Origin of the sequence: Mesorhizobium sp. ES1-1 (assembly GCF_020164785.1) — a bacterium.
In the GTDB taxonomy this organism is placed as follows: Bacteria; Pseudomonadota; Alphaproteobacteria; order Rhizobiales; family Rhizobiaceae; genus Mesorhizobium.
Map to the genome: position 1 here is coordinate 199,566 of NZ_JAIUGX010000012.1, position 23,988 is coordinate 223,553.

The 23,988-nt window shown below is 63.4% G+C and carries 23 protein-coding genes; 11 read left to right on the forward strand and 12 right to left on the reverse strand.

Features of this window, described 5'->3' with window-relative positions; translation table 11 throughout:
- Entirely contained in the window at positions 1-651 is a 651-nt protein-coding gene (locus LB513_RS20755; protein ID WP_263482188.1) for a class I SAM-dependent methyltransferase, read from the reverse strand.
- 76 nt (positions 652-727) lie between these two features.
- Here LB513_RS20755 and LB513_RS20760 point away from each other — a divergent pair, with 76 nt between their 5' ends.
- Complete coding sequence (locus LB513_RS20760) at positions 728-1,630, forward strand: phosphotransferase family protein (RefSeq protein WP_224665382.1); 903 nt, start codon at positions 728-730, stop codon at positions 1,628-1,630.
- Between the two features lie 11 nt (positions 1,631-1,641).
- Here LB513_RS20760 and LB513_RS20765 read toward each other — a convergent pair whose 3' ends face one another.
- Positions 1,642-2,565: a DMT family transporter gene (locus LB513_RS20765; RefSeq protein ID WP_224665383.1), complete on the reverse strand. Its 924-nt coding sequence runs from the start codon at positions 2,563-2,565 to the stop codon at positions 1,642-1,644.
- A 106-nt stretch (positions 2,566-2,671) separates the two neighbouring features.
- Positions 2,672-3,949, reverse strand: a complete 1,278-nt coding sequence (locus LB513_RS20770) for an amidohydrolase family protein (RefSeq protein WP_224665384.1) — start codon at positions 3,947-3,949, stop codon at positions 2,672-2,674.
- Positions 3,950-4,100: 151 nt separating this feature from the next.
- Between LB513_RS20770 and LB513_RS20775 the strand changes: the two genes are divergently transcribed.
- Positions 4,101-5,855: an ABC transporter ATP-binding protein gene (locus LB513_RS20775; RefSeq protein ID WP_224665385.1), complete on the forward strand. Its 1,755-nt coding sequence runs from the start codon at positions 4,101-4,103 to the stop codon at positions 5,853-5,855.
- Positions 5,856-5,898: 43 nt separating this feature from the next.
- On the opposite strand, the gene ilvD is transcribed toward LB513_RS20775, so the two are convergent.
- The 5 genes from ilvD to LB513_RS20800 all read right to left on the reverse strand — a co-directional run bounded on the left by ilvD (position 5,899) and on the right by LB513_RS20800 (position 13,799).
- Positions 5,899-7,743, reverse strand: coding sequence for a dihydroxy-acid dehydratase (ilvD, locus tag LB513_RS20780; protein ID WP_224665386.1), 1,845 nt, complete (start codon positions 7,741-7,743; stop codon positions 5,899-5,901).
- A 172-nt stretch (positions 7,744-7,915) separates the two neighbouring features.
- Positions 7,916-9,433, reverse strand: a complete 1,518-nt coding sequence (locus LB513_RS20785) for a glycosyltransferase (protein ID WP_224665387.1) — start codon at positions 9,431-9,433, stop codon at positions 7,916-7,918.
- 12 nt (positions 9,434-9,445) lie between these two features.
- A complete protein-coding gene (locus LB513_RS20790) occupies positions 9,446-11,044 on the reverse strand; it encodes a glycosyltransferase family 2 protein (protein ID WP_224665388.1) in 1,599 nt (532 codons plus the stop codon).
- Positions 11,041-11,976 carry a GDP-mannose 4,6-dehydratase gene (locus LB513_RS20795; RefSeq protein WP_224665389.1) on the reverse strand — a complete coding sequence of 312 codons (936 nt, stop codon included), beginning with the start codon at positions 11,974-11,976 and terminating at the stop codon, positions 11,041-11,043. The genes LB513_RS20790 and LB513_RS20795 overlap by 4 nt, the downstream gene beginning before the upstream one ends.
- Positions 11,977-12,206: 230 nt before the next feature.
- A complete protein-coding gene (locus tag LB513_RS20800; protein ID WP_224665390.1) occupies positions 12,207-13,799 on the reverse strand; it encodes a peptide chain release factor 3 in 1,593 nt (530 codons plus the stop codon).
- 160 nt (positions 13,800-13,959) lie between these two features.
- On the opposite strand from LB513_RS20800, the gene LB513_RS20805 reads away from it, so the two are divergent.
- Both LB513_RS20805 and LB513_RS20810 read left to right on the forward strand, forming a co-directional pair.
- A complete protein-coding gene (locus LB513_RS20805) occupies positions 13,960-14,199 on the forward strand; it encodes a hypothetical protein (RefSeq protein WP_224665391.1) in 240 nt (79 codons plus the stop codon).
- Positions 14,196-15,269: an NAD(P)/FAD-dependent oxidoreductase gene (locus tag LB513_RS20810; RefSeq protein WP_224665392.1), complete on the forward strand. Its 1,074-nt coding sequence runs from the start codon at positions 14,196-14,198 to the stop codon at positions 15,267-15,269. Before LB513_RS20805 ends, LB513_RS20810 begins: the two co-directional genes overlap by 4 nt.
- A 79-nt stretch (positions 15,270-15,348) precedes the next feature.
- Here the strand turns inward: LB513_RS20810 and LB513_RS20815 are convergent, their stop codons facing one another.
- Complete coding sequence (locus LB513_RS20815) at positions 15,349-15,597, reverse strand: DUF6356 family protein (protein WP_224665393.1); 249 nt, start codon at positions 15,595-15,597, stop codon at positions 15,349-15,351.
- Positions 15,598-15,703: 106 nt separating this feature from the next.
- Here LB513_RS20815 and LB513_RS20820 point away from each other — a divergent pair, with 106 nt between their 5' ends.
- The 6 genes from LB513_RS20820 to LB513_RS20845 all read left to right on the forward strand — a co-directional run bounded on the left by LB513_RS20820 (position 15,704) and on the right by LB513_RS20845 (position 20,227).
- Positions 15,704-16,174, forward strand: a complete 471-nt coding sequence (locus tag LB513_RS20820) for an Lrp/AsnC family transcriptional regulator (RefSeq protein ID WP_224665394.1) — start codon at positions 15,704-15,706, stop codon at positions 16,172-16,174.
- A gap of 93 nt (positions 16,175-16,267) precedes the next feature.
- Positions 16,268-16,753 carry a dUTP diphosphatase gene (gene dut, locus LB513_RS20825; RefSeq protein WP_224665395.1) on the forward strand — a complete coding sequence of 162 codons (486 nt, stop codon included), beginning with the start codon at positions 16,268-16,270 and terminating at the stop codon, positions 16,751-16,753.
- Positions 16,753-17,412 (forward strand): HAD family hydrolase, encoded by a 660-nt coding sequence (locus LB513_RS20830; protein ID WP_224665396.1) that lies wholly within the window; start codon positions 16,753-16,755, stop codon positions 17,410-17,412. The genes dut and LB513_RS20830 overlap by 1 nt, the downstream gene beginning before the upstream one ends.
- 72 nt (positions 17,413-17,484) lie before the next feature.
- On the forward strand, positions 17,485-18,336 hold the full coding sequence (locus LB513_RS20835; protein WP_224665397.1) for a hypothetical protein: 852 nt from the start codon (positions 17,485-17,487) through the stop codon (positions 18,334-18,336).
- A 75-nt stretch (positions 18,337-18,411) separates the two neighbouring features.
- A complete protein-coding gene (locus tag LB513_RS20840) occupies positions 18,412-19,212 on the forward strand; it encodes an isocitrate lyase/phosphoenolpyruvate mutase family protein (protein WP_224665398.1) in 801 nt (266 codons plus the stop codon).
- 16 nt (positions 19,213-19,228) lie between these two features.
- Positions 19,229-20,227 (forward strand): proline racemase family protein, encoded by a 999-nt coding sequence (locus LB513_RS20845; RefSeq protein ID WP_224665399.1) that lies wholly within the window; start codon positions 19,229-19,231, stop codon positions 20,225-20,227.
- Positions 20,228-20,234: 7 nt separating this feature from the next.
- On the opposite strand, the gene LB513_RS20850 is transcribed toward LB513_RS20845, so the two are convergent.
- The gene (locus tag LB513_RS20850; RefSeq protein ID WP_224665416.1) at positions 20,235-20,945 is read right to left on the reverse strand and encodes a sulfate transporter family protein; all 711 of its coding nucleotides are present in this window, start codon (positions 20,943-20,945) and stop codon (positions 20,235-20,237) included.
- An 89-nt stretch (positions 20,946-21,034) separates the two neighbouring features.
- Positions 21,035-21,937 carry a DMT family transporter gene (locus LB513_RS20855; RefSeq protein ID WP_224665400.1) on the reverse strand — a complete coding sequence of 301 codons (903 nt, stop codon included), beginning with the start codon at positions 21,935-21,937 and terminating at the stop codon, positions 21,035-21,037.
- Positions 21,938-22,168: 231 nt separating this feature from the next.
- On the opposite strand from LB513_RS20855, the gene LB513_RS20860 reads away from it, so the two are divergent.
- Positions 22,169-23,161: an adenosine kinase gene (locus LB513_RS20860; protein WP_224665401.1), complete on the forward strand. Its 993-nt coding sequence runs from the start codon at positions 22,169-22,171 to the stop codon at positions 23,159-23,161.
- 365 nt (positions 23,162-23,526) lie between these two features.
- Here the strand turns inward: LB513_RS20860 and LB513_RS20865 are convergent.
- Positions 23,527-23,988: IS630 family transposase (locus LB513_RS20865; RefSeq protein WP_224665402.1), on the reverse strand; the 462-nt coding region annotated here is incomplete at its 5' end.

The window sequence follows — 23,988 nt, forward strand, 5'->3', positions numbered from 1 at the left end:
TCACCGCACGCGAAGCGCCAGACAACGGCTGGGCACTGTGTCGGTCTCGCCCGGCATGGAGACGTAGGGGCGCGTTTCCTCCAGACGGGTGACGCTTCCCTGTGCCTCCACTTCGGCGATACGCGCGGCAAAGCCTGGTTCCCAAAGCGTATTCTTGACCGTGAGCACGATGACGCCACCTGGCCGGCAGATGCGGATCAACTCGTCCAACCCTTCGGTCCCGACATGGCCCGAAGTAAACACGCCGGCCGCGACGATCCCGGCATAGGCATGATCGGCAAAGGGCAGACCGCTGCCGAGCGCCAGGCGATGCAGCGCCGAATAGACGCCCTTGCGGGCCGCCTGATCAAGCATGCCCTGAGAGATGTCGAGCGCCTCGACCTCAGGGTAGCCTGCAATGTTGAGCCATTCGCCGATTAATCCGGTGCCGGCCCCGGCGTCGAGCAAGGGTGCTGCGCCACGGGGCAGATGGCGCGCCAGCAGGGCAAGGCAGATCGTCGGATGGCGGTAGCCGGCGGCCGACATGTCCGCATCATAGGTCCCCGCCCAGCGGTCATAAAGGGCGGCGACTTCCTCCGGCCGCTGGGCTGCATAGGCTGCGCCAAGCGCGCCCCGATGTTGTTTGTCCGCCACTTTTGTCCCGTCCGCCATTCTCTTGCGGCGATGATAGCCAAACCACGGAAATTGTGGAACCGTCACCGCATCAAATACGCATGGGGGCGCAGGCATGGATACAGACGAGGCGCGGGCAAGACTTGCCACTATTCCGATGCTGGCCGGCTATGGCGGACCGCTGGAACGGCTCGGCGGCCTCACCAATCTCGTCTTCAAGGTCGGAGAGTTCTGCCTGCGCATTCCGGGCAAGGGCACGCAGGAATATATCGACCGCGCCAACGAAGCGGTGGCGGCGCGCGAGGCGGCAAAGGCGGGGGTGAGCCCCGAGGTACTGCATGTCGACCCCGCGACCGGGGTGATGGTGACGCGCTTTATTGCCGGCGCCGAGACCATGTCGCCGGAGAGATTCAAGATCCGGTCGGGCAGCCCGGCGCGGGCCGGCGAAGCCTTCCGCACGTTGCACATGTCCGGCGCGGAATTTCCCTTCCGGTTCGAACTGTTCGCGATGATCGACGACTATCTCAAGCTGCTGGAGACCAAGGATGTCGCCCTGCCCGCCGGCTACCATGATGTGGTGCGTGAGGCCGGCGCCGTGCGGTCCGCGCTCGCCGCTCATCCGGCGCCGCTCGTTGCCTGCCATTGCGACCCGCTATGCGAGAACTTCCTCGACACGGGCGAGCGGATGTGGATCGTCGACTGGGAATATTCGGGCATGAACGACCCGCTTTGGGACCTTGGCGACCTCAGTGTGGAAGGGAAATTCGATGCCGCGCAGGACGAAGAGATGATGCATGCCTATTTCGGTGGCGAGGCAAGGCCGCCGGAGCGCGGGCGAATCGTCATCTACAAGGCGATGTGCGACCTGCTTTGGACGCTGTGGGGACTGATCCAGCTCGCCAACGGCAATCCGGTCGATGATTTCCGCGCCTATGCCGACGGACGGTTCGCGCGCTGCAAGGCGCTGATGGAGATGCCTGAGTTTTCGCACCACCTTGCGGCGGTGCGCAAGGGGTAGGTGACACGAAGCTAGTTGACCCCCTTCGGCACGTTTTCGGGCGGCACCGCGGTTTCGACCACTTTCTGGCGGTGGAAAATGAACAGGCCGGCGAGAACGACGATGGCCGAGCCGACCAGTATCCGCAGATCCGGAACATCGCCAAAGAAAACCAGCCCGAACACCACGGCCCACAGAAGCAGCGTGTAGTGCAGCGGTGCAAGCGTCGAGGCCGGCGCCAGCTTCAGCGCCCTGGTGATCATCAGATGCGCGCCGCAGGATACGACGCCGAGCAACAGCATGGCACCGAGATCGATCGCCGAGGGCGTGCGCCAGGCGCCGATGGTCATGACGGCACCGACCAGCAGCGTGCCGATGGTCTGCCATGTCACCAAATTGGTGTCGCTGGTACCACGCAGCCGACGGCTCAGAATGATGGCGAAACCGAAAGCAATGCTGCCGACGAACGCGAAGCTCGACGACAGGGAAAGCGCTGCGGAAGACGGCTTCAGCATGATCAGCACGCCGCAGAAGCCGAGCAGGATCGCGGCCCAGCGGCGCCAACCGACCTTCTCACCAAGCAGGAAATGCGAAAGGGCCGCCACGTAGATCGGGCCCGCCATATAGAAACTCATCACATCGGCAAGCGGCAGATAGACGACCGCGGCGTAGAACAGCGCAGTATCCGTGGTCGTTGCCACGACCCGCAGCATCTGCAGCCCCGGCCGCTCCAACTGGAACAGTCTGCCACCGCCCTGCCTGGCGATCATCGGGCCGAGCACGACAAAGGCGCCGATGGAGCGGATCAGCACCACCTGCCCGACGGAGAAGCTGGCGACCAGCCATTTGCCCATCGCGTCGTTCAGCGCAAACAGGAAATCACCCGCCAACATCAGCAGAATGCCGGCCAAAAGCACGTTCCTGATGACGGACGTGCTAGCCAAGGGCTGCGTCATGCCGATCCATTTCCTCCCCCGAATATGCCGCGTGGTAAACGGAAGCGGACGCCTTGACGAGGACAAATCGGCAAATCAGCGGACCAGATGCGAAAATCGGCTGGACCTACGTGGCTATGTGCCGGCGGTTCACCAGTGGCGGCCTGCCCCCTATCGAAAGCCTGGTCTCCTGTTTCGTCCGCTCCGCCACCACCTTGCCCCTGGCGATAACGCAGATCCGCTCGGCGCGCAGGCGCAAGGCCTCGATCGGATTGCCGGCATCGAGCACGACGAGGCTCGCGCGCTTGCCGACCGCCAGGCCAAGATGATCGAGGCCCATGATGGACGCGTTGACGTTGGTGACCATGTCGAAGCAGCGCGCCATGTCCGCCGGGCTCGACATCTGGGCCACATGCAGGCCCATGAAGGCGACGTCGAGCATGTCGGCCGTGCCCAGCGAATACCAGGGGTCGAGCACGCAGTCCTGCCCCCAGCCGACGCGGATGCCCAGTGCCTGCATCTCCTTGACCCGGGTAAGGCCGCGCCGCTTTGGGAAGGTGTCGTGGCGGCCCTGCAGCATGATGTTGATCAGCGGGTTTGGAATGGCCGACACGCCCGCTTCCGCGATCAGCGGCAACAGTTTGGAGACATAGTAATTGTCCATCGAATGCATCGATGTGAGATGCGAGCCGACCACCTTGCCATGCAGGCCAAGGCGTTGCGTCTCGCAGGCCAACTGCTCGATATGGCGCGACAGCGGGTCGTCGGTCTCGTCGCAGTGCAGGTCGACCATCAGGCCTCGCTTCGCCGCGATCTCGCAGAGCTCGGTCACCGAGCGTGCGCCGTCGGCCATGGTGCGCTCGAAATGCGGGATCCCGCCAACGACATCAACGCCCATATCCAGTGCCCGCAGGGTATTGTCGCGCGCGCTGGGCGAGCGGTAGAAACCGTCTTGCGGAAACGCCACCAGCTGCAGATCGATATAGGGGGCGATCGTCTTCTTGACGTCGAGAAGGGCTTCGACCGCCAGCAGGCGGTCGTCGCAAACATCGACATGGGTGCGGATGGCGAGCAGGCCCATCGACACCGCCCAGTCGCAATAGGCCAGCGCGCGGTCCCTCACGGCCTCATGGGTCAGCAACGGCTTCAGTTCGCCCCACAGAGAAATGCCCTCCAGCAGCGTGCCCGAAGCGTTGATGCGCGGAAGGCCGTAGGAGAGCGTCGCGTCCATGTGGAAATGCGGATCGACGAAGGGCGGCGAGACCAGATTGCCATGGGCGTCAATCTCGCTGCGCGCTGTGCCGGGCAGGTTCGGCTCGATCGCCGCGATCGTTTCGCCGCTGATGCCGATATCGGCGATCCTGCCATCCAGCGTGCCTCCACGAACGATAAGGTCGAAATCCATCTGTCGTCATCCCTTTCAGAATCAGTTTCGTATCGTGGCGCAAATGGCACCATGCCGCAGCCATTTCCTTGCGGATGCCGCAGGCGGTTCCATCCTCCCGCAACTCCCTCTATAAGCCGCCCTTCGTCATTCGTGGATCAAGGATCAGCCGTTGTTTCGTTTCTTCCGCTCGACGGAAAACCAGCGCCTCATCGCAAGGCTGGTCAGGGAATCGTTTTACCAGCACAGATACGGCTATGGAGCCGCCATCTTGTCGATGCTTGTGGTCGCCGCCACCACAGGCGCCAGCGCCTGGATACTCAGGGAAATCACCAACGAATTCGTGGTCTACAAGCGGATCGACCGCATCAATCTGATCGCGATCGGGGTCGGGGGAATCTTTCTCCTCAAGGGTCTGGCCAATTTCATCCAAGGCTATTTCATGAGCCGGGTCGGCAACGCCATCATCGCCGACCGCCAGCGCAAGATCTATGACCGCATCCTGGCTCAAGGCATCGAATTCTATCATTCGACCTCCTCGTCCGACTTGATCACCCGCATGACCAATAATGCCCAGGCAGCGCGCAACGTGCTCGACCTCGTCGTCACGTCCTACGTGCGGGACCTGGTTTCGCTGGCTGCCCTTGTGGGCGTCATGGTCTGGCAGCAGCCCGCCCTGTCGCTGATCTGCTTCGTCATTGGGCCAGTCGCCATATATGGCGTCAACCAGATCTTGAAGCGCGTCCGCAAGATTGCCGCGATGGAGTTTCGCTCGGTCGGCCAGATCGTGCAGGTGATGCAGGAAACGGCCATCGGCGTGCGCGTCGTCAAATCGTTCAACCTCGAAGGCGCGATGCGCAACCGCATGTACAAGGCGGTGTCCGACGTCGAGAACCGCGCCAATACCATCGCGACGCTGGAGGCGGCGACCAGCCCGGTGATGGAGACCCTTGCTGGCCTGGCGATAGCCGGGTCCGTCTTCATCAGCGGCTTCCTGGTCGTGCAGGGTGGCCAGATGCCCGGCAACATCATGGCCTTCATCGGCGCCCTGCTGCTTGCCTATGAGCCGGCAAAGCGCCTTGCGCGCGTGCGCATCTCGCTGGAGAGCGGCATCGTCGGCGTGCGCATGATGTTCGACCTCGCCGACCAGCCGCTGACGCTGGCTGAGAAACCGGATGCAAAGCCGCTTCTTGCCGGACCCGGCGAGATCCGTTTCGACTCGGTCAGCTTCGCCTACCAGAATGGGCCACCGGTGCTGGACCAGTTCGACCTCACCCTTGCGCCCGGCAAGATGACGGCTCTGGTCGGACCGTCTGGAGGCGGCAAGTCGACGATCCTGAACCTGATCATGCGCATGTACGATCCCAAGAGCGGCAGGGTGCTGTTCGACGGCCAGGACATCTCTCACGCGACACTCGCATCCTTGCGGCAAAAGATCGCCTATGTCAGCCAGGATACGTTCCTGTTCGCCGGCACGATCATGCACAACCTGCGGCTGGGTCGCGAGGGCGCTACCGACGAAGAGGTGATCGCCGCGGCCAAAGCGGCCAACGCGCATGATTTCATCATGGCGCAGGCCAACGGGTACGAGACGGATGTCGGTGAAAATGGCGGGCTGCTGTCGGGTGGCCAGCGCCAGCGCATCTCCATCGCCCGCGCCATGCTGCGCGATGCCGAAATCCTGTTGCTGGACGAGGCGACCAGCGCGCTCGACGCCGAATCCGAAGCACTGTTCCGCGACGCGCTGCAGCAGTTGACCGAAGGACGCACGACGATCGTCATCGCGCACCGGCTGTCCACCGTGCACCAGGCCGACACGATCGTTGTGCTGGAAGCCGGGAAAGTGGTCGAGAGCGGTCCGCACCGTACCCTGCTCAACCAGGGCGGGCTCTATCAGAAACTCTATGAGTATCAGCTGATGCCGTGAGGCGGCTTCTCCTTCTCCCACGAGGGGAGAAGGAGAGAAAAAACTACTCCGGCACGTGCCTGACCGCGCCGCGCGCCGCGCTGGTCGCCATCGCGGCGTAGGCGCGCAAGGCGGTCGTGACCTTGCGCTTGCGCTTTTCCTCGGGCTTCCAGGCCAGCGAGCCCTTTGCCTCCATCGCCGCCCTGCGGCGGGCGAGCTCGTCGTCGCTGACGGCCAGGCGGATGCTGCGGTTGGGGATGTCGATCTCGATGATGTCGCCCTCCTGCACCAGACCGATGGTTCCCCCTTCGGCGGCTTCCGGCGAGGCATGGCCGATCGACAGGCCCGAGGTGCCGCCGGAGAAGCGGCCGTCGGTGATCAGCGCACAGGCTTTGCCGAGGCCTTTCGCCTTCAGATAACTGGTCGGATAGAGCATCTCTTGCATGCCGGGACCGCCGCGCGGCCCCTCATAGCGGATGACGACGACGTCGCCGGCCTTGATCTCGTTGGAGAGGATCGCCTTGACGCTGGCGTCCTGGCTGTCGAACACACGGGCGGGGCCGGTGAACTTCAGGATCGACTCGTCGACGCCGGCCGTCTTCACGATGCAGCCGTCGAGCGCCAGATTGCCTTTCAGCACGGCGAGACCGCCGTCCTTGGAGAAGGGATGCTGGGTGGAACGGATGACGCCGCTCTCACGGTCGAGATCGAGTTCGTCCCAGCGCCGCTCCTGGCTGAAGGCGACCTGCGTGGGGACACCGCCAGGGGCCGCCAGGAAGAAATCCCGGACAGCCTGGCTGGACGTCCGGGAGATGTCCCAATGATCGAGTGCTTCGCCGAGCGTTGATGTATGCACGGTCGGCAAATCGCGGTTGATCAGGCCGGCATTGTCGAGCTGGCCAAGGATCGCCATGATGCCGCCGGCGCGATGGACGTCTTCCATGTGCACGTCGGACTTGGCGGGCGCCACCTTGCACAGAACCGGGACCTTGCGCGACAGCGCATCGATGTCGTCCTGGTCGAAATCGATCTCGCCCTCATGCGCGGCGGCAAGGATGTGTAGCACGGTGTTGGTGGAGCCGCCCATGGCGATATCAAGCGTCATGGCGTTCTCGAAGGCACCCTTCGAGGCGATCTTGCGAGGCAGCGCCGTCTCGTCATCTTGCTCGTAATAGCGCTGCGCGAGATCGACGATCAGATGGCCGGCCTCGACGAAGAGCCGCTTGCGATCGGCGTGGGTGGCCAGCGTCGAACCGTTGCCCGGCAGCGAAAGCCCCAGCGCCTCGGTCAGGCAGTTCATGGAATTGGCGGTGAACATGCCAGAGCAGGAGCCGCAGGTCGGGCAGGCCGAGCGCTCGATGACCTTGACGTCTTCATCCGAGATCCTGTCGTCGGCGGCCGCGACCATCGCGTCGACCAGGTCGAGCGCCTGCGTCTTGCCGGCCAGCACCACCTTGCCGGCTTCCATAGGCCCGCCGGAAACGAAAACAGTCGGGATGTTGAGACGCAGCGACGCCATCAGCATGCCGGGCGTGATCTTGTCGCAGTTCGAAATGCAGACCATGGCGTCGGCGCAATGGGCGTTCACCATGTATTCCACAGAGTCGGCTATCAGTTCGCGCGACGGCAGCGAATAGAGCATGCCGTCATGGCCCATGGCGATGCCGTCGTCGACGGCGATGGTGTTGAATTCCTTGGCCACGCCGCCGGCCTTCTCGATCTCGCGCGCCACCAGCTGGCCGAGATCCTTCAGATGGACATGTCCCGGCACGAACTGGGTGAAGGAATTGACCACCGCGATGATGGGCTTGCCAAAGTCACTGTCCTTCATGCCGGTGGCGCGCCACAGCCCGCGGGCGCCGGCCATGTTGCGGCCATGGGTGGTGGTGCGGGAACGATAGGCAGGCATGACTATTCCTTAGCTGGCTGGCCGCGCTTGACGCGGAGCGTGGCGGCGCTGGATCGGACCGCACGCCTTATAGACGCGCAAGTATGGTCTGGCCACAATTTTGCAATGCGCCAGCGGCTGCGGACCGCGCCTTCGAAGAAAGCGGGCGGAAGGCAAAGGCCGCGTAGCCATGTTACGCGTCAGGCCGAAGCCGCCATTGCGGCGGCATCACGCCGCGTTCGGCGAGGAGATGCGCGATACGCTTGCCGATGACGGGCAATGATTGCTGCTCTTCGAGCAACGCAAAGCCTCGTTGTGCACGCGCATCGGCCTCGCCGGGCGTGTCATAGATGGTGCGCATGGCGCTGACCGCGGCGTCCGCATTCGCCGTCGCCCAGACCTGGCCCTTGGTGTGCACATATTCGCGGTCGCGGACGGGCACCAAAGTGAAGGCGACGGGGTATCCTGTCGATTCATTGATGAAATCGGTCGTGCCACCGTAGTCGGTCGCCACGACGGCCTTGCCGGCCGCCAAAGCCTCCGCGGCGCCCAGGCCAAACCCCTCCGACCGATGCAGCGAGATAAACGCGTCGCAATCCTTCATCAGGGCATCCATGCCGGCGCGGTCCAGGGTCCGGTCCACAATCGTGATCCGCCCGTCCTGCATGCCCGTTTCGCCAAGCCATTTGCGCACCCCTTCGTCGCGCGCGCCACGGGTCTTCACGACCAGTTCCACGTCGCGTTTCAAGAGCGGGAAAGCCGAACGGAACGCCTCGATGGCGGCCCGCGGATTCTTGCGCGCGACATAGGAATCGTAATCAAAGAAAGTGAGGAAACGAAGCGTGGAGCGGTCCGCGCGCGGCGCCGGAGCACGAGCGGGAATCCGGACGGGCTGGGGCACATGGTGTACGCGCACGCCCGTGATGGCGGCAATGGCTGCGGCGATGAATCGCGATGGAGCCCATACCTCGTCGAAATCCCGGATACCGGCGTGCCACTCGCTGGGGATCCTGGCAAGTTCCCAGAACGGGAACAGGATGTTGAGCCGGCCTGGTGCAATCTCATGACGATAGAGGTCTATGGCCGCAAGATCAGTGACGACCAGTTGAGCCTTGCGGTCGACGACGGAATTGCACTTGCTGGCAAACTCCGCGTCGTTCTCGCGCTCGGGCAAGGCCAAGGCACGCGACGACACCGGCAGGGGGACAGCATCGCAGGCATACACGACATTGCGCGCCGCTTGTCCAAGGCCAATCTCGGAGCAAAGATAGCCGGTGACGCACAGCCCATCATCCAGGTTGCGGGGAAGCCGGAGCGGGCTGGATGCCGGCTGCTTCCGCGGCCGGGTGGCGTTGAGCAGGACCGAACTTTTCAGCAGCCAGGACATTGGATTGTCCTGGCCGGCCCGAAAGCCCGGGATCATCGCGGCGTAGCTTTCGATGACGACCCCATCGGCAGGCATTCGCTTCTCCCGCCAGCCGGTGTCCATGTAATCCGCAAATGGATCGACGCCGCGGGCGGCGACATCCGGATATGCCTTCAGATACCATTCGGCATCGAAAACACCCGCGAACTCGGCGAATGCCCGGAGGTGTTCGCGTCGCGGGCTGATGCCGAGCGTCCGCCTCAGCCAGCGCTTCAACTGCAATCGCCAGGGAATGGCGTGTCGAATCCTTCGCAAGATCGGCCGGATCATACTTTCGGACGTCATGGCCAGACCACCCTATCGGTTCCACGGGAAATCGGCATTTGGCCTGTCCCCCATATCAGTGTGCGGATTGCAGAATGGGTCATGGTCCACGGCCTCGCGCCAACGCTGCGCCATCACCTTCATCGCCGCGCCACGCATTCTGCCTACTTCGGGCGTGGTATCGGATCCTCGCGTCGACGATTCCGGATGAAACACTCCCTGTGTTGGCAACGAAATCACCCGCAAGCCCGCGGCACGGGCACTCAGGCAATAATCGATGTCATTGCATTCGACAGGCAAGCTCACCTCGTCAAACCCGCCAAGCTGTTCGAAGACGGTTCGCCGTGTTGCGATGATGGCGCCCGTCACGGCCTGGTAATTGCGGATGGTACGAAGTGCATGGAGGTATCCGTCAGAACTGTCGGGCGCGCCACGCAGGACATGCTGGGCCAACACGGGGTGCTCCTGTTTCTGGCCCGGTAGCAACAGGACGCCTGCGTGCTGGACCGTATGATCCGCATAAAGCAGGCGCGCGCCGACGGCGCCGACTTCCGGACGCATGGCGTGCGCCGCCATCCTTTCGACTTCGCGCGGATCGGTGACCTCCACATCATTGTTGACGAGTATGACGACTTCGGCGGTGGAGGCCGCGACACCCAGATTGACCATGCGGGAGAAGTTGAAGCGTCCGTCGATTCTCAGGATACGGGCGCGGTGGCGGTTTTCGAGTTCAGCGTACAGCGCCAATGTCGCTGGATCGGTGCTTGCGTGATCGACGATCACCACTTCCAGTTCCGCGATTTCGATGAAATCCAGAAACCGCACACAGCGGCGCAACAGCTCGGGCTTGTCGCGATTGGGGATGACGATCGCTATGGATCGCGCGGCTGTGTGCCCGCTCGATGCCGCGACCGCTGGAGGACGCGGCATGGACGTTGGAAGATGCATGACCGGCTCAGCGAGGTGTCCGACGACGGGATTTCGATTAGCCAGGTGGCACAGCCACTCGTGCAGGGAGGCCGATCGCTTGGCTGGTCGCTGCTGCAGGATGAGCTTCCGAGAGACCATGAACGCCGTGCCGACATAGTCCATCGCGACGATCAGGTCAGGATCCCAGCCAGGGAGGAAGCAAGGGGTGGGACTGGACTCGGTACCGGCGATGCGGTCGTGGTCACAGACAATCAAATCGGGCGAAGGCCTTCCCTGCAATGGCGAGAGCATGCGATTTAGCAAGTCGAAGGCGTCCGGATCGAAGGTGGTGCCGGCGGCGGCGAAGACAATGTGACTGCCGCGCCAGAGATGGCCGGCAGCCGGTTCCGACAGGATGGTCAGCGGATCGAGCCCCTGCTCGACGAAAAGGCCCCTCAGGCCTACGAATTCGGACGGGTCCAACCGTGTGGGCTGGCAGGGGCCGGTAACCACGATTTCGATGTTGCGATAGGTCTGCCCCTGCAACGACGAGAGCGTTCGGTCCATGGTCTCAGGATCAGCCACCGTCCCTTCGTACAGCACGACCGTGATCAGATGGTTCCACACGCGCTGCCGGCCCGACGAACGCATCCTTTCGTCCAGCCTGGAGCGACGCCAAGCGTTGTAGCCCGCAAACGCGGCCGCATTGTCGGCCTCGCTCATGTCACGGACTTCCGATGATAGTCCAGAATATCCGCCAGGGTCTGCTGGAGCGAGTAACGCGGCTCCCAGTCCAGCACGCGTCGGCACCGTGCTGGATCTCCGTAGGAGGCTGCCAGGTCGAGTTTACGCCATCGGGCTGGGTCGATCTCTATCGTTATCGGTTCGCGGGCGAGAGCGACAAGTTTGTCCAGCAGCGCTCGTATTTTCACGGGTTGGCCCGAACATATGTTCAGGATGGTGCCAGTTGGGATTTCCTCCGCCCTCTGAACCGTGCGCGCATAGGCGTCGGCGACATCGCGTACGTCCAGAAAATCCCGTTCAGCCCCCAAATCCCCCACCCTCAAGATGGCTTCCTGCCTCTGGTGCTCGATCCGGGCAATCTGGGCTGCGAAATTCGATACGACAAATTTTTCCGCCTGGCGGGGTCCGGTGTGGTTGTAGAGCCGCAGCCGCACGATGCGGAGCCCGCGCATGGCCAACGCGCCAAGCGCGATATCCGCCGCCGCCTTGGTCGATGCGTAGTCATTGATCGGAGCAATCGGACTGTCTTCGGTGTGAGCTCGATCGCTGTGACCGTAAACCTGACCCGAGCTTGCAAATATGAATGAGGCATTCTCGGCAAAATGCAGGACCGCCCTGGCGCAGTTCAGCGTACCCAGAACGTTGGTTCGCCATGCCCTGTCCACATCGGCAGCAGCATCGGGAATCTGGCTGACCGCGGCCAGATGGATGACATGGTCAGGACGAAATCCGGCTATAACCCGATCGACCGCCGAGACGTCGTTTACGTCAACAATCTGAACCTCGTCCTCGCCTACGCTCGGGCGATGATGGGTTCCAAGTATTTCCAGGGATGAACCAAGCAAATTTCGCAAGGCTCTGGCGACGTATGGCGCTACAAATCCACCATAACCTGTGATGAGGACTCTCATCGCAGCGGGACACTCCCGGTCCTGACCACGTCTGCCGGGATGCAAGGTCCCGCGCCACCCGTCGGCCTCACGCGCAAGTTTATCCCCCAGCCTGTCCTCTGCTTCCAATCGAGAAGAACCGTGGTGGTTTAGTCCGGCCTGCTACTTAGCCCAGGATCGCAGCGCAGTCACGCCCCCGGAGACGCCCATATCTCCGGCGCGGCAGCCCGGCGATCGGCGAGCCGTTTGGCTCAAGCCGCCTTGTCGCGGACCTGGTAGTCCTTGATCGTGGCAAAACGGATGGCCTTCCAGCGTTCGGCTTCGTAGTTGAGCGAGAAAGCGTGCTGGGCGAGGAACACCGGATCATTATCAAGGTCGCGGGCAATGTCGCCGCGATGCGCCTCGATGAAGCGCGTCACCTCGGCTTTGTCGGCGGCCGAGATCCAACGGCAAACCGAGAAACGCGACATCTCGAACTCGACCGGCAGGGTGTATTCGAAGTTCAGGCGCTCCTTGAGAACGTCGAGCTGCAGGGCGCCGACAACGCCGACGATGGCGGGCGAGCCGTCCTCAGGCGAAAACAGCTGCACGACGCCCTCCTCGGCCATCTGGTGCAGCGCTTCCTTGAGTTTCTTGGCCTTCATCGCATCGCCAAGACGGACGCGGCGCAGGATTTCCGGGGCGAAGTTCGGCACACCGCGAAACAGGATCTCCTCGCCCTCGGTAAGGGTGTCGCCAATCCGCAGTGTGCCGTGGTTGGGGATGCCGACGACGTCGCCGGCGAAGGCTTCGTCCGCGGTGACACGGGTACGGGCGAAGAAGAATTGCGGCGCCGACAGGCTCATCGGCTTGCCTGTGCGCACCAGCTTGGCCTTCATGCCGCGCTCGAGCTTGCCCGAGCAGACGCGCACGAACGCGATGCGGTCGCGATGATTGGGGTCCATATTGGCCTGGATCTTGAAGACGAAGGACGTCATCTTGTCCTCGGTCGCCTCGACCTTGCGGGTGTCGGCTTCCTGCGCCCGCGGCGGCGGCCCAAAGGCGCCTAGCGCCTCGATCAGGTCGCGCACTCCATAGTTGCGCAACGCGGAGCCGAAATAGACGGGGGTGAGGTGGCCCTCGCGGAAGGCATCGATGTCGAGCGGACGGCAAGCCTCGCGCGCCAGTTCGAGTTCCTCGATGAAAGCCTCGCGTTCATTTTCCGGCAGCAGGCCAGCAACACGATTGGAGTTGGGGCCGTTGACCGGCGTGCGCTCCTTTTCGTCGTCGCCCCGGCGCACGGCATTGAGCGCCAGGTGGTAGGTCCCGGAAAATGTCTTGCCGCGGCCGATCGGCCAGGTGATGGGCGCCGTATCCAGCGCCAGCTTCTGCTCGATCTCGTCCAGAATCTCGAATGGGTCCCGACTCTCGCGGTCCATCTTGTTTACAAAGGTGATGATCGGGATGTCGCGCAGCCGGCAGACCTCGAACAGTTTCAGCGTGCGCGGCTCGATGCCCTTGGCTGCGTCGATGACCATGACGGCCGAATCGACCGCCGACAGCGTGCGATAGGTGTCGTCGGCGAAATCCTCGTGACCGGGCGTGTCGAGCAGGTTGAAGACATTGTCCTCATACTCGAAGGTCATCACCGAGGTGACGACCGAAATGCCGCGCTCGCGCTCGATCTTCATCCAGTCCGACCGCGTCTGGATCTTGTCCTTCTTGGCCTTGACCTCGCCGGCGAGCTGGATGGCGCCGCCGAACAGCAGCAGCTTCTCGGTGAGCGTCGTCTTGCCGGCGTCGGGGTGCGCGATGATCGCGAAGGTGCGGCGGCGCGCCACTTCTTCTTCTATTGCTTCAGGCATTTTCAGGAATTTCCGTGTGACAGGCCGGGCTTCTAGCAGCGCAGTGCCGGACTGTCGACCGGTCCGGCGACGCGGACGCCGACGGGCGCCGGCGGCCCTTCAGGCCAATTCGCTCATGCGGCTTGGCCTGACGACGCCCTGAAGCCACCCGGCAAGGGCCTTGCCGCGCATTGGCATGATCCTGCTGCGAATGGTGCGCTTCCGGATCGAGATCGACGGAACGGGGGATCGGCAGACCGGCGGCGAATGCGCTTGCGGTTTGCAGCAAGATCGAAGGGTCGGAATCGCCCGCGAACAGGAGGCGAGCGACATCTTTTCATGCTTGCATGTTGGCAAATGGCGAAGCGGATGGCAGTTGACGCACGTGCACAAGCCGGCATGGACAAAGGAGATTTCATGACCAGGTCGAAACAGGTCATCATCGTCGGGGCCGGCATCATCGGCGCCTCCATTGCATGGCACATGGCCAGGGCCGGCGCATCCGTGACCGTGATCGCGGACAGCGCCATGGGCGGAGTAGCGACGCCAAACTCCTTTGCGTGGATCAACGCCAGCTGGGGAAATCCCGAGCCTTATTTCCGGCTGCGCATCCGCGCCATGGCTGAATGGACGCGCCTGGCGCATGACCTGCCCGGTCTCCCGCTCAGCTGGTGCGGCGGCCTGTGCTGGGACCTGCCCGCGGCCGAGATGAAAACCTATGCCGCGGAACATGCGGCCTGGGGCTATGGCATCGAGCGCCTCGACCGGGCCGGCGCGGCGCGTATCGAACCCCATCTCGTCGAGCCGCCCGACTTTGCCCTTTACGTCGCCGAGGAAGGGGTCGCCGAGCCGGTGGCTGCCACCAAAGCGCTGCTGGCCGACGCCGAGCGACACGGCGCACGGATCGTGGCCAGCACGGTGACGGCGCTGGTCCAGACCAATGGCAGAACGACCGGCGTCGATACATCGCACGGCTTGATGGCCGCCGACGAGGTGGTGATCGCGGCCGGCGTCGGTTCGCCCGATCTCGCGGCGACGGCCGGCATCAAGCTGCCGATCGAAACCCCGCCCGGGCTGATCGTCCATTCCCGGCCACACAGAAAACTACTCAACGGGCTGGTGCTGGGCGAGCGTCTGCACATGCGCCAGACGATGGAGGGCCGTATCATCGCCGGTTCGGATTTCGGCGGCGCCGACCCGGGCAAGGATGCGGGAGGCACCGCCCGCGAGCTGTTCGCGGCCCTGAAAGCCGGCTTGCGCGACAGCGACGGGCTGGAACTGGACTTTCACACTGTCGGCTATCGGCCGACGCCCATCGACGGCTTTCCTATCATCGGCCGCCCGGAGGGCATGGACAGTCTCTATATTGCGGTGATGCACTCCGGCATAACGCTGGCGCCGGCGGTCGGCCTGTTCGCGGCGCGGGAAATCCTTAAGGGCGAACGTGATCCGCTGCTGGCGCCTTACGGATTAAGCCGGTTCGCCCAGTGAAGCCGGCATGATAGGCCCGGGATCGGCGACAGGCGAAAGCCATCGCCGGTCTTCACCATAATCCTGTAAGCGCGATTCGCTAGGCGCGATCCGGCAGAGCCGTCGGCTCCTTGGTCACGTGCGAGCCTCTGTTGTGCGTCCGCTCGTAAAGCTGCCGCACGATGCTGCTGGCGGTGGTTTCGAACAGGAACGGCAGGAAGGCGTGAACGAGCGCGGCGGAAGCGGCGAGCAGCAAGCGCGACGAGAACCATGCGGCGAAGGCCATATGGCCGAAATAGGTTTCGCCGACCTTGGCCGGGTGGGCGGTGAAAATTCCTGCCATCGACATGCAATTCCCCTTCTTGTTTCCGTTACCGCCATCCTGGCAGGCTTCCCCGATGCGGCGGTCTCAAAATATCCTTGTCTTCGGGATATTCATGGGACAAACATCCCACATGAAACCGGAAATCGATGAAATTGATCGAAAACTGTTAGCCGAACTGCAGCGCGACGGCACACTCTCAGTCGACCAGCTTTCCGAGCGGGTGGCCCTGTCGCGCAATGCCTGCTGGCGGCGGGTCAAGCGGTTGGAGGAGGACGGCGTCATCACAGGCCGGGTCGCGCTCGTCGATGCGGACAAGCTCGGGCTCGGCCTTTCGGTGTTCATCCTGATCCGCACGTCGAACCACGATCCGGACTGGCTGCGGAAATTTCGCGCGGCGGTGACCGGCTTTCCCGAGATTACCGGCGTCTATCGCATGTCGGGCGACCTCGACTATGTGCTGCGCGCCCGGGTCGCCGACGTGAAGGCCTATGACAGGCTTTATCAGCGGCTGATCGCCAAGGTGGCGCTGTCGGATGTCTCGGCTTCCTTTGTCATGGAAGAGATCAAGGAAACGACGGTGGTCCCAATGGAACTCCGCTAAGATGGCCGAGTCATGGTGACGCCCAAAGAAAGCCGTTGATAGGATTGCGGATGAATTGACCGAATCGCGTTTCGCGCCGATAGGATCGATTTTATGCGCGCAGCCCTCCACAACTCATCCGTCATCGGTCCAACCGTCGGCTTCGTCAGGTTGCCGCATGGCGAGGGACTGCCCCTTCCCGCCTATGAAAGTTCCAGCGCCGCCGGCATGGATTTGCGCGCCGCGGTGCCCGACGATCGGCCGTTGCTGATCCTGCCGGGAAAGCGCGCTTTGGTGCCGACCGGCCTGGTCATGGAGATTCCCGAAGGACTGGAAGGCCAGGTGAGGCCGCGCTCCGGCCTCGCCTTCAAACACGGCCTTACGGTCCTCAATTCACCGGGAACAATCGACAGCGACTACCGTGGCGAGGTCAAGGTTCTCCTGATCAATCTCGGCGACGAGGATTTCGCCGTGACGCGTGGCATGCGCATCGCCCAGATCGTTTTCGCGGCGGTCACGCAGGCAGCGGTGGAAGAGCGGGACCTGGCTAGCGGCACGGCGCGAGGCTCGGGCGGTTTCGGATCGACCGGCACCGCCTGATGGCGCCGCCGAAGCTCGTTATCTTCGACTGCGACGGGATTCTCGTCGATACGGAGAACATGGCCAACAAGCGGCTCGCCGACTGGCTGAATGCCGCCGGCTATCCCAAGAGTTTCGAATTCTGCCGCAAGACTTACTCCGGCCGAAGCATGGCTTCGGTGCAGAAGGAGATCGAGACGCAGACTGAAATCCGCCTCGGCGCCGATTTCGTGGACCGCTGGAACGCCGGCCTGCCGGACCTGTTCTCCCATGGGGTTGAAGAGATCCCGTTTGTCCGCGATTTCGTCGAAGCGGTGCGCGTGGCGGGCATCGCCTATTGTGTCGCCACCTCGGCCAGGATCTCGAAAATGCACATCACGCTGGGCCAGACCGGGCTGTTGCCGCTGTTCGAACATGCGATGTTCTCGTCGACCATGGTCGCGCGCGGCAAGCCGTTCCCGGACTTGTTCCTGCACGCAGCGACGACAATGGGTTTCGCGCCCGCCGACTGCATCGTCATAGAGGACAGCGTCGCCGGCACGCAGGCCGGCGTTGCCGCCGGCATGCGGGTGTTCTCCTATCATGGCGATGCCTATTCCGACCGCGACGGCCTGATCCAGGCCGGCGGCACCCCGTTCGACGATATGCGCTCGCTGGCGGGGCTGGTCCCTCTCGGCTGAAGCCCGCAAAGGGACGGGCTGGACGTGCCTCGCCGCCATGCTACCGTCCCGGCAACCCGAGCCCGAGCGCCCATGCCGACAAGCCTGCTTCGCTTTATCCTCGCCTTGTGCCTGCTGCCGTTGCTATGGACCGCAGCCGACGCGCGGGCTGTCAGCTCTCCGGATCTGGGCACCGCGCTGCCCGGCCGAACCGACGCGACCTATCTCGACCTGGCAAAGATGGTTATTCCTGATCTTGCCGCCGACAAGAATGGCTTCTTCAGAGGCGGGCCGCCGATCCACATGCGCCATATCGAGGGAGCGGACAGCGGCGGTTCGCCACCCGAGACGTCGAGCCTTTCGAGTGCCGCCGTGCTTACCATAAGGGCCGGAGGCAAGGACCGGCTGGCGATGCTGTTCGACCTCGGCGGCGCTTCCGACAGCGCCGAAGGTTACGCCGTGCTGGCGCTCTACGACATCGCTGCCAAGCCCAGACTGCTCGATGCCGTGAATGTCGCCGTTGACCGTAGCACATCGTTCCGTGATCCCGGCAAGATCGCCGTCGGCGCCGGCGAAGATGTCCTCATAGCCATGAGCACGCATTTCAATTCCAACCAGGGCTATATGGCCACGCCACTGATCATGGTCCGCGACGACCGGTTCGAACTGATCGACATGATCTATACATTCGATGAGAATTTGTGCGCTTACAGGCGCACGCAGACCATCGCCTTCGAGCCCGTCGCGGATCAGCCCCGGGCCGCTATCCGGGCGACGGTGACCGATACCACCGCGCCCAGCGACGAAAGCTGCGACGAGGCGGCGCCAAAGGCGTCATCGCACGACATTTCCGTCACCTACCATTGGGACAAGAAAGCATCGCGCTACCTCAAGAATTCCGACGCGTTCGAGCGTTTGGCAGCAGAGAACGCAAACCGCTTCTAGACTGGCGCATTCATTTGCCCGGCGAAAACGGGCGCGATAGAGTTGCGTTGCGACCGGCTTCCAGAGGGGGGTTCCATGGACAAGGGCAAGATTTTTCGCGACCTGCATGCCACGACATTCGTCATCCCAAATCCCTGGGATGTCGGCACGACGAAGCTCTTGGGTTCGTTCGGCTTCAAAGCTCTGGCCACAACCAGCGCCGGCTTTGCCTTTTCGCGCGGCCTGCCGGATGGCGCTGTGACTTTCGAGCAGATGATCCATCATTGCCGCGAGGTGTCGGCGGCGACCAGCCTGCCGGTCTCGGCCGACCTCGAAAAGGGCAAGGGCGACAGCCCCGAGCAGGCCGCCGAAACCATCTTCGCGGCGGAGGCGGCCGGCCTTGCAGGCTGCTCGATCGAGGACCATACCGGCGATCCTGAAAAGCCGATTTATGATTTCGCTCACGCGGTTGAGCGCGTCGCGGCGGCGGTAGAGGCGGCGCGAGCGCTGAAGCGCGATTTCGTGTTCACGGCGCGGGCCGAGAATTTCTTGTGGGGCAAGGCCGACCTCGACGACACGATCAAGCGGCTGCAGGCTTTCGAGAAGGCCGGCGCCGACGTGCTCTATGCGCCAGGCATCGGCGACGTCGAGATGGTCAGCACGCTGTGCTCGGCGCTCGGCAAGCCGGTCAATGTCATGGCCAGAGCGGGCTTCACCATCGCCGATCTCTCGATGGCCGGCGTGAAGCGCATCTCGCTTGGACCATGGCTGACCAATTTCGCCTATGGCATGCTGGAAACTGCGGTGCGAGAGATCCAGCAGGACGGCACGTTCGGCTTCACCCGCGCCGCCATGCCGTTCGGCAAGTTGCAGGCGCTGTTTAGCAAGCCCATTTGATGGGCGGGCCAAGCGCATGACACTCACGGTCGTCGACATGCATACGGGCGGCGAGCCGCTCAGGATCGTCACCTCGGGCTATCCGGATATTCCCAAGGGAACCATCCTGGAAAAACGCGCCTATGTGCGCGACCATCTCGATCACCTGCGCAAGCTGCTGATCTTCGAGCCGCGCGGCCATTACGACATGTATGGCGCGGTGCTGGTCGAGCCTGACCTTCCCGGCGCCGACCTTGCCGTGCTGTTCATGCACAATGAAGGCTATTCGACCATGTGCGGACACGCCATCGTGGCGCTCGGCCGCTATGCGGTCGATGAAGGTCTGGTGGCAAAACAGGAACCGATCACCACCGTCAACATCGAGGCGCCGTGCGGCCTGGTTGTCGCCTCGGTGGAGGTCAGGGATGGCAGAGCGGGCGCCGTGTCTTTCGAAAGCGTGCCGGCCTTCCTGCTTGCCCGCGAGGAGCGGATCGAGTTGGCCGGATATGGCCTGATCGAATTCGACATTGCCTATGGCGGGGCCTTCTACGCGCTGGCCGACTGCCATCAGTTCGGGCTGGAGTTCGGCCAAAGCAGGGTGCGCGATTTCGTCGACGCGGCGGCGGCCCTGACCGAAAGGCTGAAAGCGGATTTCCGCCTCTCGCATCCCGACCACGCCGACCTCGCTTTTCTCTACGGCACCATCCTGACTGACGGAAAAGATGATTTCTCAGACGAGGCGACCAAGAACATCTGCGTCTTCGCCGATGCCGAGGTCGACCGCTCGCCGACCGGCTCCGGCGTCACGGCGCGGCTGGCGGCGATGCATGCCAAGGGCGTGATTACTGTGGGACAGACGCGCATTTTCGAGAGCATTGCGGGCTCGCGCTTTTCCGGCTCGGTGGTGCGGAGGGCGAAGGCCGGGCCGCACGAGGCCATTGTCGCTCGCGTCGGCGGCCGCGCCTATTATTCCGGGCGGTCGGAATTCGTCATCGAAGCCGATGACGAACTCGGGCGCGGTTTCCTGCTGCGCTGAACGGGCGTCAGGCCCTCGTGACCCGCGCCGTCTCCCGCGCCGAGACCGCCTTGTGGAGATGCACCATCATGGCGGCGGCGAAGAGCGGCGTCAGCAGATTGAGCAATGGTATGGCGAGGAACGCCGCTATGACCAGTCCGGCGAGAAACACCGTGCCTGCATAGTGCTTGCGCAAGGCCCTGGCCTCGTCCTCAGGACGAAAGCGCATGGCAGCGAATTCGAAGAACTCGCGCCCGAGCAGATAGCCGTTGACGATGAAGAAGGCTGCGATGTTTATGCCCGGCACCAGGAGCAGCAGAAGCGCGACGGCGTTGCCGAGTATGACGACGCCCAGGAACCGCAGCGCCAGCACCAGCGAGCGCAGCGCCGGCATGGCGCGTCCGGGCGCATCGCCGGGATAATCGGTTCGCTCGACTACTTCGGCAATATCATCGAGGAACAGGCCCGCGACGACAGCGGTCACCGGTGCAATGAGCAACGCCATGCCGAAGGCAAGCGCGATCGCGGCGATGATGCCGCCAATCAAACCGGCCCAGGACGGCAGGCCCGGCAACAGCGTCTGCAGCCATGGCAGGGCCAGCCATTCGACGACGCTGGTCAGGCCGAACCACAGGGCGACGAGCGCCAGCATGGTCAGGCCCAGAGTCTTGAAGAACACGGCGCGAAACGGAGGCGAGATCAGCTCGAGGGCCGCGATGCGGGCAGCGTCGAAAATCATCGTGGCTAAGCCCCCGGTCATCGGATACCGCCAGAAGGGGCGGACGCTTCCCCAGATAGGCAGCGCACGTTAACAGCACAAGCCAATAGCTATGAAGCGGGCAACTGCCTGCGCACAGGGATCGTCATCGCCGCGACCCCGGCAACCACAAAGCCCATGCCCAACCATGCCGTCGGACCCAGGCTTTCGCCCAGGAAGATGGCGCCGATGCCGACGCCGATCGGGACGCGCAGATAGGCTTGCGATGTCGTGCCGACCGAACCCAGCGACTGGATGAGGCGGAAATAGATGGCAAAGGCTAGCGCCGTCGAGAACACGGACAGGGCGAGCAGAGCCAGGATGGACGCCAGGGATGGCGTCAGCGTCCAGGGCCGGTCCACCACCAGGCCGACCGGCACCAGGATGAGGGCGCCACAGAGCATCGAGCCCGCCGCCGGCAGCATCGGATCGAGGCCCTTGAAGCCACGCCCGAAGATAGCGGCACCCGCATAGGAGATGGTGGCAACGATGATGGCCAGTTGCGCCCACAGTTCGTGACCCAATCCGCCAAGCGCCTGCGTGCCGATGACGAGGCAGATGCCGATGATGCCTGCGCCCACGCCAATCAGCTTGCGTGTCGTCACCGGCTCATGACGGGTGATCAGCGCGGTGAGCAGGAAGGTGAAGATCGGCGAAGTCGAGTTGAGGATTGTGGCGAGCCCGGCATCGACCGAGCGCTCGGCGGCGGCGATCAGCGTGAAAGGCACGACGCTGTTGAGGCAGGCCTGCAAGGCAAAGCGCCGCCACATGGCTGCGTCGCGCGGCATGAAAAGCCCGCGCCAGCGGATGATGGCGAACAGGATGGTGCCGGCGATCAAGGTGCGGGCGGCGATGAAGGTGACTGGCGGGATCGTCTCGACGCCGATCTTGATGAAGGTGTAAGAGGCGCCCCACAGGACCGCCAGGACGCCGAGCAGCGCCAGATCGGTCGTCATATTGCTCTTTTCAGACATGGGGCACGCCGCTTCGTGTGTTGCGGTCGTTCTAGGCAACGCTGCTGGGAAATGCTTCGTCCACGGTCGAATTGTCGTAGCGCCTGGCTTTTCATGCGCGCCGGCCGGCTCTCGCCGCCACATGGCTATTGCGGTCCCGCCGGAACCGAGAAAATCGGTTGCCAGTTTTCGGGGTCCTGCTGTAGACCCGCCCGGGCGCGGCAGAAAGCCGGCTGGGTGGCGGAGACTTTGATGGCCGACTATGACGTGCTCTGCATCGGCAATGCCATTGTCGACATCATCGCCCAGTGCGACGAGGAATTCCTCCAGACCAACGGCATCATCAAGGGTGCGATGAACCTCATCGACACCCACCGCGCCGAACTGCTCTACAGCCGCATGGGCCCGGCGATCGAGGCCTCCGGCGGCAGCGCGGGCAACACGGCCGCCGGCGTCGCCAGCTTCGGCGGCCGTGCCGCGTTCTTCGGCAAGGTTTCCAACGACGCGCTCGGCGAAATCTACGCGCATGACATCCATGCGCAGGGCGTCGCCTTCGACACCAAGCCGCTTCAGGGCGAGCCGCCGACGGCGCGCTCGATGATCTTCGTCACGCCCGATGGCGAGCGCTCGATGAACACCTATCTCGGCGCCTGCGTCGAACTCGGACCGGAGGATGTCGAGGCCGACAAGGCCTCCGGCGCCAAGGTCACCTATTTCGAGGGCTATCTCTGGGACCCGCCGCGGGCCAAGGAAGCGATCCGGCAGACGGCGAAGCTGGCGCATGCGGCAGGCCGCGAGGTCTCCATGACATTGTCGGATTCGTTCTGCGTCGACCGCTATCGCGACGAGTTCCTCGAGCTGATGCGCTCCGGCACCGTCGACATCGTCTTCGCCAACAGCCACGAGATCAAGTCGCTCTACCAGACATCGTCGTTCGACGAGGCGCTGGCGCAGATCCGCAAGGATTGCCGGATTGCCGCCGTGACTCGCTCGGAGAAGGGCTCGGTCATCGTGCGTGGCGACGAGACCGTTGTGATCCAGGCCACCGCCATCAACGAACTGGTCGACACGACCGGGGCCGGTGACCTCTACGCCGCGGGCTTCCTGCATGGCTACACGCAGGGCCGCGACCTCAAGACCTGCGGCGACCTCGGCTCGCTAGCGGCCGGGCTGGTCATCCAGCAGATTGGCCCGCGCCCACGCCAGAATTTGCGCAAAGAGGCTGAACAGGCGGGGTTGTTGTAGGGTGAGCTGCTGATTTCCCCCCTAGTGGGGGAGATGGCCGGCAGGCCAGAGGGGGGCGCTGTCCCGCCGGCATGTCCCAAATTTTATGGCCTCAGGATGCGACGCCTGCGATAGTGCGGCGCAAGCATCGCAACGCAGCGATCCGTCACGCCCCCCCTCTGCCCTGCCAATCTCCCCCACGAGGGGGGAGATTGGCAGCTTCACCGTCGCGCGAATGTCACACATCGCTCCTACACGACAACGCGGACGTGCCGCCATGACATTGAGGTTCGCGGTCCGTCGGGGTGTCGAAGATGCAAGACAGCAATCTGTCGGACGACAGCGTTCGCTGCCGCCGCAATGTCCATCCGCCACATTAGAGCGTTTCACGTTTTGACGGAAGCGTATCCTGCGTTTTCAAAGTAGTTCCTGCATTCGGTTGCCTCGATGGTTTCGACGAGGTGGCCGATGTGGCGCCAGGTGTCCTCGACGCTGCGTTTCTGAGCTTGGCGCATCCAGTGCTTGATCTTGGCAAAGGCTTGCTCGATCGGATTGAGGTCTGGAGAGTAGGGTGGCAGATACCAGAGCCTGGCACCGGCAGCCTTGATCATCTGCCTGATAGCCGCCGACTTATGACTTCCGAGATTATCCATGACGACGATATCGCCGGGCTTCAGCACCGCGATGAGCTGCTGCTCGACATAGGCGCGGAAGCATTGGCCGTTGATCGGGCCGTCGAAGACGCAAGGCGCTGTAAGCCGATCGCAGCGTAGCGCGCCCAGGAAGGTCAGCGTGCGCCAGTGGCCGTGCGGAGCCAAGCCACGCAGCCGCTTGCCCTTGGGGCCCCA

What these genes read in the sequence shown, in the direction of transcription:
- LB513_RS20855 (WP_224665400.1), bottom strand. Translation starts at nt 21,937, where the DNA reads ATGTCTGAAAAGAGCAATATGACGACCGATCTGGCGCTGCTCGGCGTC.
- ilvD (WP_224665386.1), bottom strand. Translation starts at nt 7,743, where the DNA reads ATGCCTGCCTATCGTTCCCGCACCACCACCCATGGCCGCAACATGGCC.
- LB513_RS20810 (WP_224665392.1), top strand. Translation starts at nt 14,196, where the DNA reads ATGACCAGGTCGAAACAGGTCATCATCGTCGGGGCCGGCATCATCGGC.
- LB513_RS20820 (WP_224665394.1), top strand. Translation starts at nt 15,704, where the DNA reads ATGAAACCGGAAATCGATGAAATTGATCGAAAACTGTTAGCCGAACTG.
- LB513_RS20815 (WP_224665393.1), bottom strand. Translation starts at nt 15,597, where the DNA reads ATGTCGATGGCAGGAATTTTCACCGCCCACCCGGCCAAGGTCGGCGAA.
- LB513_RS20800 (WP_224665390.1), bottom strand. Translation starts at nt 13,799, where the DNA reads ATGCCTGAAGCAATAGAAGAAGAAGTGGCGCGCCGCCGCACCTTCGCG.
- LB513_RS20770 (WP_224665384.1), bottom strand. Translation starts at nt 3,949, where the DNA reads ATGGATTTCGACCTTATCGTTCGTGGAGGCACGCTGGATGGCAGGATC.
- dut (WP_224665395.1), top strand. Translation starts at nt 16,268, where the DNA reads ATGCGCGCAGCCCTCCACAACTCATCCGTCATCGGTCCAACCGTCGGC.
- LB513_RS20795 (WP_224665389.1), bottom strand. Translation starts at nt 11,976, where the DNA reads ATGAGAGTCCTCATCACAGGTTATGGTGGATTTGTAGCGCCATACGTC.
- LB513_RS20790 (WP_224665388.1), bottom strand. Translation starts at nt 11,044, where the DNA reads ATGAGCGAGGCCGACAATGCGGCCGCGTTTGCGGGCTACAACGCTTGG.
- LB513_RS20755 (WP_263482188.1), bottom strand. Translation starts at nt 651, where the DNA reads ATGGCGGACGGGACAAAAGTGGCGGACAAACAACATCGGGGCGCGCTT.
- LB513_RS20840 (WP_224665398.1), top strand. Translation starts at nt 18,412, where the DNA reads ATGGACAAGGGCAAGATTTTTCGCGACCTGCATGCCACGACATTCGTC.
- LB513_RS20760 (WP_224665382.1), top strand. Translation starts at nt 728, where the DNA reads ATGGATACAGACGAGGCGCGGGCAAGACTTGCCACTATTCCGATGCTG.
- LB513_RS20835 (WP_224665397.1), top strand. Translation starts at nt 17,485, where the DNA reads ATGCCGACAAGCCTGCTTCGCTTTATCCTCGCCTTGTGCCTGCTGCCG.
- LB513_RS20845 (WP_224665399.1), top strand. Translation starts at nt 19,229, where the DNA reads ATGACACTCACGGTCGTCGACATGCATACGGGCGGCGAGCCGCTCAGG.
- LB513_RS20765 (WP_224665383.1), bottom strand. Translation starts at nt 2,565, where the DNA reads ATGACGCAGCCCTTGGCTAGCACGTCCGTCATCAGGAACGTGCTTTTG.
- LB513_RS20785 (WP_224665387.1), bottom strand. Translation starts at nt 9,433, where the DNA reads ATGACGTCCGAAAGTATGATCCGGCCGATCTTGCGAAGGATTCGACAC.
- LB513_RS20860 (WP_224665401.1), top strand. Translation starts at nt 22,169, where the DNA reads ATGGCCGACTATGACGTGCTCTGCATCGGCAATGCCATTGTCGACATC.
- LB513_RS20850 (WP_224665416.1), bottom strand. Translation starts at nt 20,945, where the DNA reads ATGATTTTCGACGCTGCCCGCATCGCGGCCCTCGAGCTGATCTCGCCT.
- LB513_RS20830 (WP_224665396.1), top strand. Translation starts at nt 16,753, where the DNA reads ATGGCGCCGCCGAAGCTCGTTATCTTCGACTGCGACGGGATTCTCGTC.